Origin of the sequence: Streptomyces sp. URMC 123 (genome assembly GCF_051386515.1) — a bacterium.
Taxonomy (GTDB): domain Bacteria; phylum Actinomycetota; class Actinomycetes; order Streptomycetales; family Streptomycetaceae; genus Streptomyces.
Genome location: NZ_JBPQTV010000179.1, coordinates 1 through 12,787, shown reverse-complemented (window position 1 = coordinate 12,787; position 12,787 = coordinate 1). Strand labels below are relative to the sequence as shown.

Genomic DNA, 12,787 nt, shown 5'->3' with positions numbered 1-12,787 from the left:
CGCCCGCCCACCCGTGAAGGTTGTGCGATCACGCCACCCGCCTGGGCCGGGAGCGCCCTCAGGATCTAGCCTGAGCGCGGGGCCACGAGGCCGCCGCGTGACGGGAGCCCGGGGCGGGCGGCGGAAACGCGGGTGAAACCCCGGCGCGTGATACTGGTGAGCCCACGGCGCACCACGCTGCCGAGGCCGGTGACCATGCCGTCTGACCTGCGAGGATAGGGAACATGGATAAGCAGCAGGAGTTCGTGCTTCGAACGCTCGAGGAGCGCGACATCCGCTTCGTGCGCCTCTGGTTCACCGATGTGCTCGGCTTCCTCAAGTCCGTGGCCGTCGCCCCCGCCGAGCTCGAACAGGCATTCGACGAGGGCATCGGCTTCGACGGCTCCGCGATCGAGGGGTTCGCCCGTGTCTACGAGTCCGACATGATCGCCAAGCCCGACCCGGGCACGTTCCAGATCCTGCCGTGGCGGGCCGAGGCCCCCGGCACCGCGCGGATGTTCTGCGACATCCTCATGCCGGACGGCTCCCCCTCCTACGCCGACCCGCGCTACGTGCTGCGCCGCATCCTCGCCAAGACCTCCGACCTCGGCTTCACCTTCTACACCCACCCCGAGATCGAGTTCTTCCTGCTGAAGGACAAGCCGGTGGACGGCACCCGGCCGGTGCCCGCCGACTCCTCCGGCTACTTCGACCACACCCCGCAGAACGTCGGCATGGACTTCCGCCGCCAGGCCATCACCATGCTCGAATCCATGGGCATCTCCGTGGAGTTCTCCCACCACGAGGGCGCGCCGGGCCAGCAGGAGATCGATCTGCGGTACGCCGACGCGCTCTCCACCGCCGACAACATCATGACCTTCCGGCTGATCATGAAGCAGGTGGCGCTGGAGCAGGGCGTGCACGCCACGTTCATGCCCAAGCCGTTCTCGGAGTACCCCGGCTCCGGCATGCACACCCACCTGTCCCTCTTCGAGGGCGACCGCAACGCCTTCCACGAGTCCGGCGCCGAGTACCAACTCTCCAAGGTCGGCCGGTCGTTCATCGCCGGCCTGCTCCGCCACGCCGGCGAGATCTCCGCGGTCACCAACCAGTGGGTCAACTCGTACAAGCGGATCTGGGGCGGCTCCCAGCGCACCGCGGGCGCCGGCGGCGAGGCCCCCTCGTACATCTGCTGGGGCCACAACAACCGCTCCGCGCTGATCCGGGTGCCGATGTACAAGCCCGGCAAGACCGGCTCCACCCGCATCGAGGTGCGCTCGCTGGACTCCGGCGCCAACCCCTACCTCGCCTACGCGGTCCTGCTGGCCGCCGGCCTCAAGGGCATCGAGGAGGGGTACGAGCTGCCGGCCGGCGCCGACGACGACGTGTGGGCGCTCTCCGACGCCGAGCGCCGCGCGCTGGGCATCGAACCGCTGCCGCAGAACCTCGGCGAGGCGATCTCCCTGATGGAGCGGAGCGAACTGGTGGCCGAGACGCTCGGCGAGCACGTCTTCGACTTCTTTCTGCGCAACAAGAAGCAGGAGTGGGAGGAGTACCGCTCCGAGGTCACCGCGTTCGAGCTGCGCAAGATGCTCCCGGTCCTCTAGGCCCGGCCGTGGCCGGGCCCCGCGACCTCGTCTGGTACACCTCGTACGGCTCCAACACCCACTCCGGCCGGCTCGCCCGCTACCTCGGGGGCGGCCGGCCGGCGGGCGGGGCGCTCACCCACCCCGGGTGCCGCGACCGCGGCCCGGCCCGGGCCTCGGCCCCCGTCGAGTTGGACGGGGTGGTCTACTTCGCCACGGAGTCGCTGGTGTGGACCGGCGGGCGGGCCTTCTACGACCCCGACGCCCCGGGCCGGGTGCTCGCCCGCGCCCATCTGGTCACCACCCAGCAGTTCTCGGACATCGCCGCCCAGGAGATGTACGGCCGGCCGGGCGGCGATCTCGACCTGACCGAGGTGCTGCGCACCGGCCGGGCCGTGCTGGGCCCCGGGCGGTACCAGCGGCTGATCTGCCCCGGCACCCTGGACGGCCATCCGCTGATCACGTTCACCGCCCCCTGGTCGCTGACCGACGTGGCGTGGAACGCGCCGTCCGAGGCGTACGTACGCCATCTGTGCGCGGGCCTGCTGGAGGCCGGGGCGTGGACCCCGGCCGCCGTGGCGGAGTACGTGGCCTCCCGTCCGGGCGCCGCCGGCACCTGGACCCCGTCCGCCGTCGCGGCTCTCACCGGCCCCTGACGCGCGGCCGGCGCGGTGGGCCCGGGCCCGGCGCGGTGGGCCCGGGGCGGGGCGATCACTAAGCTCTCGAACAGCGCCTCGCACGATGCGACGTCAGGCGACACCGAGCCACCCCTCGGGGCGCCGAGCGACACCGAGCGACGGTGCGACACCGAGCGACGGTGCGACACGGAGCGACGAAGCGACGGGAGACGGCGGGATGTCCGTACCGCAGGGACGGCGCAGCAGCACGTACACCCGGCTGCTGCGCCACGGCTTCACCGATCCCGCCGCCGCCGGGCGGCTGCTGGAGGCCCCCGAGCTGGCCGGGCTCGGCTCGGACGCCGGCTTCCTCGACGCCCTCGCCGCCACCGCCGACCCCGACCAGGCGCTGCGCGGCCTGGTCCGGCTCCTGGAGGCGCTCCAGCGCACCGAGTACGTCGGCGAGCCCGAGCTCCTCCACGCCGACCTCGCCGCCGGCGAGCCCGTACGGGACCGGCTGCTGGGGGTGCTCGGCGCCTCCGAGGCCCTCGGCGACCACCTGGCCCGGCACCCGCGCGACTGGCACGCCCTCGTCGGCTTCGGCCCGGCCGACCCCGCCCCCGGCCTCGCCGAGTTCGAGCGCGGGCTGAGCGAGGCCAAGACCCCCGACACCCTGCGCGCCGCCTACCGCAGGTCGCTGCTGACCATCGCCGCGCGCGACGTGTGCGGCGCGCTCGACCTCGCGAAAACCGCCGCCGAACTCGCCGACCTGGCCACCGCCACCCTCCGCGCCGCCCTGCGCATCGCCGAGGCGGCGGCCCCCGAGGACGCCGCCGCCTGCCGGCTCGCCGTCATCGGCATGGGCAAGTGCGGCGGCCACGAGCTCAACTACGTCTCCGACGTGGACGTCATCTTCGTCGCCGAGGCCGCCGGCGGCACCGACGAGCGCGCCGCGCTCCAGGCCGCCACCCGGCTGGCCTCCCATCTGATGCGGATCTGTTCCGAGACCACCATCGAGGGCACCATCTGGCCCGTCGACGCCAACCTCCGCCCCGAGGGCCGCAACGGGCCCCTGGTGCGCACCCTCTCCAGCCACCTCGCGTACTACCAGCGGTGGGCGAAGACCTGGGAGTTCCAGGCGCTGCTCAAGGCGCGCCCCGTCGCCGGCGACCCCGACCTGGGCCAGAGCTACGCGGAGGCCGTCGCCCCGCTGGTGTGGCAGGCCGCCGAGCGCGAGAACTTCGTCGCCGACGTGCAGCAGATGCGCCGCCGCGTGGTCGACAACATCCCCGTCGCCCAGCTGGAGCGCGAGCTGAAGCTCGGCCCCGGCGGGCTGCGGGACGTGGAGTTCGCCGTCCAGCTCCTCCAGCTCGTGCACGGCCGCACCGACGCCACCCTGCGCAGCGGCACCACCCTGGACGCGCTCGCCGCGCTCGCCGCCGGCGGCTACGTGGGCCGCGCCGACGCCGCCGCCCTCGACGCCGCCTACCGCTTCCTGCGCAGCCTGGAGCACCGCATCCAGCTCCAGAAGCTGCGCCGCACCCATCTGATGCCCGAGGGGGAGGCCGACCAGCGCCGGCTGGGCCGCTCGCTGGCCCGCGCCTACGGCTGGCCCGCCAACGCCGAGCCCGTGGCCGAGCTGACCCGGCAGTGGAAGCGGCACGCCCGCGAGGTGCGGCGGCTGCACGAGAAGCTCTTCTACCGGCCGCTGCTGGACGCCGTCGCCCAACTCGAGCCCGGCGCCGCGCGGCTGAGCACCAGGGCGGCCGGGCAGCGCCTGGAGGCCCTCGGCTACGCCGACCCGGCCGCCGCCCTGCGCCACCTGGAGGCCCTGGCCTCCGGCGTCAGCCGCAAGGCCGCCATCCAGCGCACCCTGCTGCCCGTGCTGCTGGGCTGGTTCGCCGACTCCGCCGACCCCGACGCCGGGCTGCTGGGCTTCCGCAAGGTATCCGACGCGCTCGGCCGCACCCCCTGGTATCTGCGGCTGCTGCGCGACGAGGGCGCCGCCGCCATGAACCTGGCCCGGGTGCTGTCCGCCGGCCGGCTCGCCCCCGACCTGCTGCTGCGCGCCCCCGAGGCGGTCGCCATCCTCGGCGACCCGGAGGGGCTCAGGGCCCGCGGCCGCGCCCCGCTGGAGCAGGAGGTGCTGGCCGCCGTCGGCCGCGCCGACGACGCCGAGCAGGCCGTCGTCGCCGCCCGCGGGGTGCGCCGCCGCGAGCTGTTCCGCACCGCGGCGGCCGATCTGATCGGCGCGTACGGCACCGAGGGCAGCCCGGCCCGCGAGGACCACGGGCAGGCCCTCGACGCCGTGGGCGCGGCCCTCAGCGACATCAACGCCGTCACCCTCGCCGGCGCGCTGCGCGCCGCCGTCCGCGCCCAGTGGGGCGACGAGCTGCCCACCCGGTTCGCGGTGATCGGCATGGGCCGGTTCGGCGGCCAGGAGCCCGGCTACGGCTCCGACGCCGATGTGCTCTTCGTCCACGAGCCCCGCGAGGGCGTCGACGAGCACGCGGCCGCAAAGGCCGCATTCGCGGTCGCCAATGAAATGCGCCGGCTGCTCCAGCTGCCCACGTCCGACCCGCCGTTGCTGATCGACGCCGATCTGCGCCCCGAGGGCAAGAGCGGCCCGCTGGTGCGCACCCTGGCCTCCTACGCGGCCTACTACCGGCGCTGGTCGCTGGTGTGGGAGAGCCAGGCGCTGCTGCGGGCCCTGCCGGTGGCCGGGGACGCCGGCCTCGGCGAGCGCTTCGTGGCGCTGATCGACCCGCTGCGCTACCCCGCCGGCGGCCTCGACGACGACGGGGTGCGCGAGATCCGCAGGCTGAAGGCCCGGATGGAGTCCGAGCGGCTGCCGCGCGGCGCCGACCCCACCACCCACACCAAGCTGGGCCGGGGCGGGCTCTCCGACGTCGAGTGGACCGTGCAGCTGATCCAGCTCCGGCACGCGCACGCCGTGCCGGAGCTGCGCACCACCGGCACCCGCGCGGCGCTCACCGCGGCCCGCGAGGCCGGGCTGCTGGGCGCGGAGGAGGCCCGCGTGCTGGACGAGGCGTGGGTGCTGGCCGCCCGGGTGCGCAACGCGGTGATGCTGGTCAGGGGCCGCCCGGGGGACACCTTCCCCACCGACGGCCGGGAGCTGTCCGCGATCGCCCGCTACCTCGGGTACGAGCCGGGGCACGTCGGGGACATGCTGGAGGACTACCGCCGCACCACCCGACGGGCCCGCGCCGTGGTCGACGATCTCTTCTACGGCACCTGACCGGCGGGTTCCGCGCACCTGACCGGTTTCGGCGAAGATGGCCGGTTCTCGCGGGGCCGGCCGCCCCGGGCCGGCTCAGGCGGCCCGCTCCAGCGCCACCTGGCGCGGCAGCCGGTAGGCCACCGAGCCGTACCAGGCGTAGGAGAGGCCGAAGCCGAAGCCCAGGCAGAGCGTGCCGCCGACCGCGTCCAGCCAGAAGTGGTTGGCGGTGGCGACGATGACGATCAGAGTGGTGGTGGGGTAGAGCAGCCCCAGCACCTTCGCCCACATCGGGCGGGCCAGCATCGCGATGGTGATGCCGCACCACAGCGACCAGCCGATGTGCATGGACGGCATGGCCGCGTACTGGTTGGACATGTTCGCCAGGTTGCCCGAGGCCATCGAGCCCCAGGTGTTGTGCACCAGCACGGTGTCGACGAATCCGCCACCCGACATCAGCCGGGGCGGCGCGAGCGGATACAGATAGTAACCGAGCAGGGCCACACCCGTGGTGGCGAACAGCACCAGGCGGGTCGCGGCGTAGCGGCCGGGATGCCAGCGGTACAGCCACACCAGCACCCCGATCGTGACGATGAAATGCAGCGTGGCGTAGTAGTAGTTCATGCCGACGATCAGCCATGTCACGGAGTTCACCGCGTGATTGACCGTCTGCTCCACGGCGATGCCCAGGATCTTCTCGGCCTGCCAGATCCAGTCGGCGTTGCGCAGCGCGGCGGCCTTCTGCTCCGGTACGGCGTTGCGGATCAGCGAGTACGTCCAGTAACTGACCGCGATCAGCAGGATCTCGAACCAGAGCCGCGGCCTGCGGGGCGAGCGCAACCGGTCCATCGAGGTGCGCCGCACCGCCACCGGCCGGTCCGCGCGTTCCTCGGTGGGTGGCGTGGCGGCCGTCCGGCCTTCCAGAGTCCTCACAGTCGCTTCACCCATGGGGAGACAGTCTGCCAGATGGACATCTCTGACCGATCATCCTCCGGTCGGGTCCCGGCCGCATCCGCTGCGTCCCGCGGCCGCGTCCGCTACGTCCCACGCGGCGCGGCCGCCCCCTGGGCCCGCGCTGCGGTGGAGCCCCGCACCACCAGCTCGGGCAGGAACACGAACTCGCTGTGCGGCGCGGGGGTGCCGCCGATTTCCTCCAGCAAAGCCCGTACGGCGGCCTGGCCCATGGCCGTGACCGGCTGCCGGACGGTGGTCAGCGGCGGGTCGGTGAAGGCGATGAGCGGCGAGTCGTCGAAGCCGACGACCGATATGTCACGGGGCACCTCCAGGCCCATCCCGCGCGCGGCCCGCACGGCGCCCAGCGCCATCATGTCGCTGGCGCACACCACGGCCGTGCAGCCGCGGCCGATCAGGGTGTGCGCGGCGGCCTGGCCGCCCTCCAGGGAGAACAGCGAGTGCTCCACCAGCGGCTCGGCCTCCGCGGCCGACACCCCCAGCAGCTCCGCCATGCTCCCCAGGAAGCCCTCTATCTTCCGCTGCACCGGCACGTACCGCTTGGGCCCGAGCGCCAGCCCGATCCGCTCGTGGCCGAGCGCCGCCAGGTGTCCGACCGCCAGCCGCATCGCCGCCCGGTCGTCGGGCGAGACGAACGGCGCCCGCACCTTCTCCGAGAACCCGTTGATGAGCACGAACGGGATGCCCTGGCAGCGGAGCCGCTCGTAGCGCTCCATGTCGGCCGAGGTGTCGGCGTGCAGCCCGGAGACGAAGAGGATGCCCGCCACCCCCCGGTCCACCAGCATCTCGGTGAGCTCGTCCTCCGTGGAGCCGCCCGGGGTCTGGGTGGCCAGCACCGGCGTGTAGCCGTCCCGCGCCAGCGCCTGGCCGATGATCTGGGCGAACGCCGGGAAGATCGGGTTCTCCAGCTCCGGCGTTATCAGCCCCACCAGACCCGCGCTGCGCTGCCGCAGCCGCACCGGCCGCTCGTACCCCAGCACGTCGAGCGCGGCCAGCACGGACTGACGGGTGGTCGAGGCGACCCCCGGCTTGCCGTTGAGCACGCGGCTGACCGTGGCTTCGCTGACCCCCGCCTGTGCTGCGATGTCAGCGAGCCGCGCGGTCACGGGAGAGGACCTTACCGGTCGCATCTCAGACTGCCCACCACACGCAGGTGTCCGCCGGGATGCGCACCGTCCCGCCCGCGAACTCCAGTGCCCCGGTCGCCAGCACGGGGCGCCCCGGCACCGGCAGCGACACCTCGGCGCGGCCGGTGTTGAGCGTGCACACGAAGCCCGGCCGGGACACCGCCAGCACGCCCTCCGGCGCCGGCAGCCAGCTCATCGGGCCGTCGCCCAGACCGGGCAGCTCCCGGCGGAGCGCCAGCGCCGAGCGGTAGAGCTCCAGCGTCGAGCGCGGGTCGCCGGACTGGGCCTCCACCGACAGCTCGGCCCAGCGCGCCGGCTGCGGCAGCCAGCTCCCCGCGGGCCCGAAGCCGTACGGCGCCTCGGTGCCGGACCAGGGCAGCGGCACCCGGCAGCCGTCGCGGGTGCCGTCCTGGCCGTCGCCCCGGAAGAACGCCGGGTCCTGGCGCACCTCGTCCGGCAGGTCCACGACCTCCGGCAGGCCCAGCTCCTCGCCCTGGTAGACGTAGGTCGAGCCGGGCAGCGCCAGCATCAGCAGCGCGGCGGCCCGCGCCCGCCGCAGACCGAGCCCGTAGTCGTCACCGCCGTACCGGGTCGGGTGGCGCACCACGTCGTGGTTGGAGAGCACCCAGGTGGTGGGCGCCCCCACCGAGGCGGTGGCCGCCAGGGACTCGTCGATGACCGCCCGCATCGCCGCCGCGTCCCACGCGCAGGTCAGGAAGTGGAAGTTGAACGCCTGGTGCAGCTCGTCGGGGCGGACGTACAGCGCCAGCCGCTCCGAGTCCGGTGCCCAGGCCTCCGCCACCCCGATCACCTCCTTGCCGTGGGCCCTGCCGTAGTCGTCCAGCAGCGCCCGCCAGGAGCGGTGGATCTCGTGCACCCCGTCCTGGTCGAAGAACGGCAGCCGCTGCGCGCCGATCATCTTGGCCTGCTCCCGGGCGCCGATGTCGGGCAGCCCCGGCGCCTTGACCATGCCGTGCGCCACATCGATGCGGAAGCCGTCGACGCCCAGGTCGAGCCAGAACCGCAGGATCGACTCGAACTCGGTCCGCACCTCGGGGCGGTCCCAGTTGAGGTCGGGCTGCTCCGGCGCGAACAGGTGCAGATACCACTCGCCCGGGGTGCCGTCCGCGTCCGTGGTACGGGTCCAGGCGGGGCCGCCGAACACCGACTCCCAGTCGTTGGGCGGCAGTTCTCCGTCCGCGCCCCGCCCCGGCCGGAAGTGGTAGCGGGCGCGGGCCGGGCCGCCCGGGCCCTCCGCCAGCGCCTGCCGGAACCAGATGTGCCGGTCCGAGGTGTGGTTCGGGACGATGTCCACGATCACCTTCAGCCCCAGGCCGTGCGCGGCGCGCACCAGGTCGTCGGCGTCCGACAGATCGCCGAACAGCGGGTCCACCGCCCGGTAGTCGGCCACGTCGTAGCCGCCGTCGGCCTGCGGGGAGGCGTAGAAAGGGGTCAGCCAGACGGCGTCCACCCCCAGGTCGGCCAGGTAGGGCAGCCGCTCGCGAACGCCCCGCAGGTCGCCGATGCCGTCGCCGTCGCTGTCGGCGAACGAACGCACGTACACCTGGTAGATGACGGCGCTGCGCCACCAGCCGGAGGAGTGCGCTGCGGCCTGGTCGCGAACTGCGGGGGCGAGCTCCTGGGTCATGTACGTTCCCTATCGGGTAGGCCCATCGAAGGGGGCAACAGAGGCGACGGTCCGGACGGGGCCGGGCGCGTCGGACGATTCACGCGGGTCAAAGGGGTCAACGCGCCGTGCGCGGACCGGTGACGTAAAAGATCAACCCTTGGTGCCGCCCGCGGTGAGTCCGGCGACCAGGTGCCGCTGGGCGAAGAAGAACATCAGCCCCGCGGGGATGGTGATCAGCACCGAGGAGGCGGTCATCAGGCCCCACTCGGCCCGGTGCGGGCCGATGAAGGTCTGCAGCCCCACCGCCAGGGTGTAGCTGTTCTCGCTGGACATGAACTGGGTGGCGAAGGCCACCTCGCTCCACGCGGTGAGGAAGGTGTAGAACGCGGTGACCGCCAGGCCGGGGCGGGCCAGCGGCAGGATCAGCCGCCAGAAGGTGCCGAACGGGCTGAGCCCGTCGACCCGGCCGGCCTCGTCGATCTCCGCCGGGATGGTGTCGAAATAGCCCTTGAGCATCCAGGCGCAGAACGGCACCGCCACCGAGCAGTAGGTGAGGATCAGACCGCCGTAGCTGTCCAGCAGGCCCAGCGTGCCGAGGATGTTGTAGAGCGGCACGATCAGCACCGCCACCGGGAACATCTGGAACACCAGGAACGACCACATCAGCGGCCGCAGGCCCGGGAAGCGCAGCCGGGACACCGCGTAACCCGCGCTGGCGGAGATCAGCACGCCGACCAGCGTGGTGCCCCCGGCGACCACCAGCGAGTTGAGGAACCAGGTGCCGAACTCGGTCTCGCCCAGCACCCGGGTGTAGTTCTCCAGCGAGAAGCCGGACAGCTCCGTCGGGTGCGTCCAGCCGTTCTCGCCGCGCAGCGAGACCAGCACGATGAAGATCACCGGAAAGAGGGCGATCAGCGACGCCAGGATCAGCGTGGCGTGCAGTGCGACGGAGGCGAGCGGCGAGCGCTCCTCGCGCCGGCGCACCCGGCCCGGCGCCCTGACGGGGGTGGGGGTCGCGCTCATCGGGCCTCCTCCTGGCGGCCGAGCATCCGGCGGTAGAACACGGAGAACACCAGCAGCAGGGAGAGGATCACGATGCCGTACGAGGCCGAGCCCGCGTAGTCCCGCACCCCCTGGAAGGCGAGCCGGTAGGCGTAGGTCACCAGGATCTCGCTCTCGGTGCCGCCGGCCTGCCCGATCACCAGATAGATGATCGGGAACATGTTGAAGGTCCAGATCGTGCCGAGCAGCACGATGGTGCTGCTCACCGGCCGCAGCCCGGGCAGGGTGACATGGCGGAACCGCTGCCAGGCACTGGCGCCGTCCATCTCGGCGGCCTCGTGCAGCTCCCGGGGGATGGACTGCAGCCCGCCCAGGATCGCCACCATCATGAACGGCACGCCCAGCCAGGTGTTGACCGCCACGACCGACACCTTCTGCATGAAGGGGTCGCCGAGCCAGTCCACCGGGCCCATGCCGACCTTCGCCAGCAGGGTGTTGAACACCCCGTTCTGGCTGTTGTACATCAGCCGCCAGGCGAAGGCGGCCACGAACGCCGGCACCGCCCACGGCAGCACCAGCAGCACCCGGTACAGGGAGCGGCCGCGCACCGCCCGGTTGAGCAGCAGCGCGAGCCCGAGCCCGATGGTGTAGTGCAGGAACACACAGCTGGCCGTCCACAGCACGGTCCAGGTGAGCCGCGGATAGAACGACCCCTCCTTGCCGGAGAGGATGTTCCAGTAGTTGTCGAGCCCGACGAAGGAGTACGTCGCCGGCACCTCGAAGTCACCGATGGTGCGGGCCACATTGGCCTCGTTGGCGTCGGTGAACGACAGATAGATCCCGCGGCCCAGCGGAATGCCGACGAGCACCGCCAGCACGGTGACCACCGGCAGGACCATCGCCCACGCGTACCAGTGGGTACTGAGGGAGCGGCGCGCCCGGGCCACGAGCCCGGGGCGCTCGCGCTTCCCCGACTCGTGGCCCACGGCGGGCCGGCGGACGGCCGTCGTCATGACCCGTCGATCCGGTAGTCCTTGAGCAGCTTGCTCCGCCAGTCCTGGGCCAGGGCGTCCATGCCCTCCTTCGGGGAGAGCTGGCCGCGCAGCACCTTGACGTAGTGCTGGTCGAAGGAGACGAACAGATCGCCGACGCCCGGGATCATCGGGCGCGCCCTGGAGCTGTTCAGCGCCTCCTGGAACGCCTTCTTCACCGGGTCTGCCAGCACCTTCTCGGTGTAGGCGGACTTACGGGTCGGCAGGGTGCCCAGCTCGGTGGCGGTGTACTCCTGGCTCTTGGCGGAGGTCATGAACTTCACGAAGAGATAGGCGGCGTCCTTGTTCTTGGAGCCCCGGTACACCGTGTAGTTGTGGCCGCCGATGGGGGCCGCGCCCTTGCCGGCCGCGGCGCCGGGGACCGGGGCGATGCCCAGGTTGGCCTTGTCCTTGAAGGCCGCGCCGGAGAAGTCGTCCGCGGTCGACCAGGGGCCGTTGATCACCATGGCGACCTTGCCGTCCTTGAAGGCCGTCTGCATGGTGGTGTAGCCGTCGGTGGTGGCGGGCTTCAGCGAGACACCGGAGTTCACCAGCTCCAGGGCGGTCTCGATGCCCTTGACGGCCTGCGGCGAGTTGACGGTGATCTTCTTGTTGTCCACGTCGAGCATGTCGCCGCCCTCCCCGTAGAGGAACGGCAGCGAGAAGTAGCCCTCGGGGTTGAGCTGGGTGCCCGCGACCCCGGTCCTCTCCTTGATGGTCTTCGCGGTCTCGGTGAACTCGGCCCAGGTGGTCGGGGGCTTGGCGATGCCCGCCCGCTCGAAGAGCTCCTTGTTGTACAGCAGCGCGAGGGTGTCGGTCACCTGCGGCACCCCGACGGTCTGGCCCTTGTACTTGGCGGTCGCCATCGGGCCGTCGAGGAAGTCGCCCGCGTTGTCCAGGGCGACGGTGCCGTCCAGCGGCTGGAGGTAGTGGAGGTTGGCGAACCCCGCCGTCCAGCCCACGTCGGTGCGCAGCACATCGGGGGCGCCCTTGCCGGACTGGGCGGCCGTCTTGAACTTCTGCTCGGCCGCGTCGAAGGAGACCGGGACGTGCTCGACCTTGATCTTCGGGTACTGCGCCTGGAAGTCCTGGATCAGCTTCTTGTACGCCGGGCCCTCCGCCTCGTTGGAGGTGTCCCACCAGGTGACCGTGCCGGTCACGCTGCCGGGGTCCTTGGCGGCCCTGGAGCCGTCGCCGCCGTCCGAACCGCTGCCACCGCCGCACGCCGTCGCCGCCAGTGCCAGCGCGCCGACCGTGGCAGCGACCGATATGCCTCTTCGCATATGGATGCTCCTTGTGAGGGAAGGCCCGGTCGACCAGGAAAAGGAAAGGGGTTGTCGGCGCCGCCTGTCCCCAGGCGGCCCGGGCTGGGGAGGAACGTAGCAGCGCTGCAATCCCTTGCGAAAGACCTTGCAGAAAGAAAACGGCGAGGTTTCCAGGCTGTGACCGGACCGTGTCCTCGGCCTTGACCTCGCTGGTCGCGGCTCGTACGGTCTCGCCAGCGGCGGGCCCCTGAGGGCTTGCTGCAAGAAGCGACATCGCCGGTCACCGTCGACCGCCCCCGGAACGGCCCCTTGCTCAGGGTGCGTTGCCGGCGCGGGGCCC

Annotated in this window: 9 protein-coding genes; 3 read left to right on the top strand and 6 right to left on the bottom strand. The window is 72.3% G+C overall.

The window, feature by feature from the left end:
• The first annotated feature begins 224 nt into the window (after nucleotides 1-224).
• From glnA to ACSNOD_RS20090, 3 genes are all read left to right on the top strand, one after another.
• Nucleotides 225-1,586 carry a type I glutamate--ammonia ligase gene (glnA, locus tag ACSNOD_RS20100; RefSeq protein ID WP_436768370.1) on the top strand — a complete coding sequence of 454 codons (1,362 nt, stop codon included), beginning with the start codon at nucleotides 225-227 and terminating at the stop codon, nucleotides 1,584-1,586.
• Nucleotides 1,587-1,594: 8 nt separating this feature from the next.
• Nucleotides 1,595-2,221, top strand: a complete 627-nt coding sequence (locus tag ACSNOD_RS20095; RefSeq protein ID WP_436768369.1) for a histone deacetylase — start codon at nucleotides 1,595-1,597, stop codon at nucleotides 2,219-2,221.
• A gap of 199 nt (nucleotides 2,222-2,420) precedes the next feature.
• A complete protein-coding gene (locus tag ACSNOD_RS20090; RefSeq protein WP_436768368.1) occupies nucleotides 2,421-5,441 on the top strand; it encodes a bifunctional [glutamine synthetase] adenylyltransferase/[glutamine synthetase]-adenylyl-L-tyrosine phosphorylase in 3,021 nt (1,006 codons plus the stop codon).
• A 75-nt stretch (nucleotides 5,442-5,516) separates the two neighbouring features.
• Here the strand turns inward: ACSNOD_RS20090 and ACSNOD_RS20085 are convergent, their stop codons facing one another.
• The 6 genes from ACSNOD_RS20085 to ACSNOD_RS20060 form a co-directional block, all read right to left on the bottom strand.
• Entirely contained in the window at nucleotides 5,517-6,368 is an 852-nt protein-coding gene (locus ACSNOD_RS20085; RefSeq protein WP_436768367.1) for a phosphatase PAP2 family protein, read from the bottom strand.
• A gap of 89 nt (nucleotides 6,369-6,457) precedes the next feature.
• Nucleotides 6,458-7,498: a LacI family DNA-binding transcriptional regulator gene (locus ACSNOD_RS20080; RefSeq protein ID WP_436768366.1), complete on the bottom strand. Its 1,041-nt coding sequence runs from the start codon at nucleotides 7,496-7,498 to the stop codon at nucleotides 6,458-6,460.
• 25 nt (nucleotides 7,499-7,523) lie between these two features.
• Nucleotides 7,524-9,167, bottom strand: coding sequence for a glycoside hydrolase family 13 protein (locus tag ACSNOD_RS20075; RefSeq protein WP_436768365.1), 1,644 nt, complete (start codon nucleotides 9,165-9,167; stop codon nucleotides 7,524-7,526).
• A 132-nt stretch (nucleotides 9,168-9,299) separates the two neighbouring features.
• The gene (locus ACSNOD_RS20070; protein WP_436768364.1) at nucleotides 9,300-10,172 is read right to left on the bottom strand and encodes a sugar ABC transporter permease; all 873 of its coding nucleotides are present in this window, start codon (nucleotides 10,170-10,172) and stop codon (nucleotides 9,300-9,302) included.
• A complete protein-coding gene (locus tag ACSNOD_RS20065; protein ID WP_436768363.1) occupies nucleotides 10,169-11,164 on the bottom strand; it encodes a carbohydrate ABC transporter permease in 996 nt (331 codons plus the stop codon). Before ACSNOD_RS20065 ends, ACSNOD_RS20070 begins: the two co-directional genes overlap by 4 nt.
• The gene (locus ACSNOD_RS20060; RefSeq protein WP_436768362.1) at nucleotides 11,161-12,465 is read right to left on the bottom strand and encodes an extracellular solute-binding protein; all 1,305 of its coding nucleotides are present in this window, start codon (nucleotides 12,463-12,465) and stop codon (nucleotides 11,161-11,163) included. Before ACSNOD_RS20060 ends, ACSNOD_RS20065 begins: the two co-directional genes overlap by 4 nt.
• Between the last annotated feature and the right edge of the window lie 322 nt (nucleotides 12,466-12,787).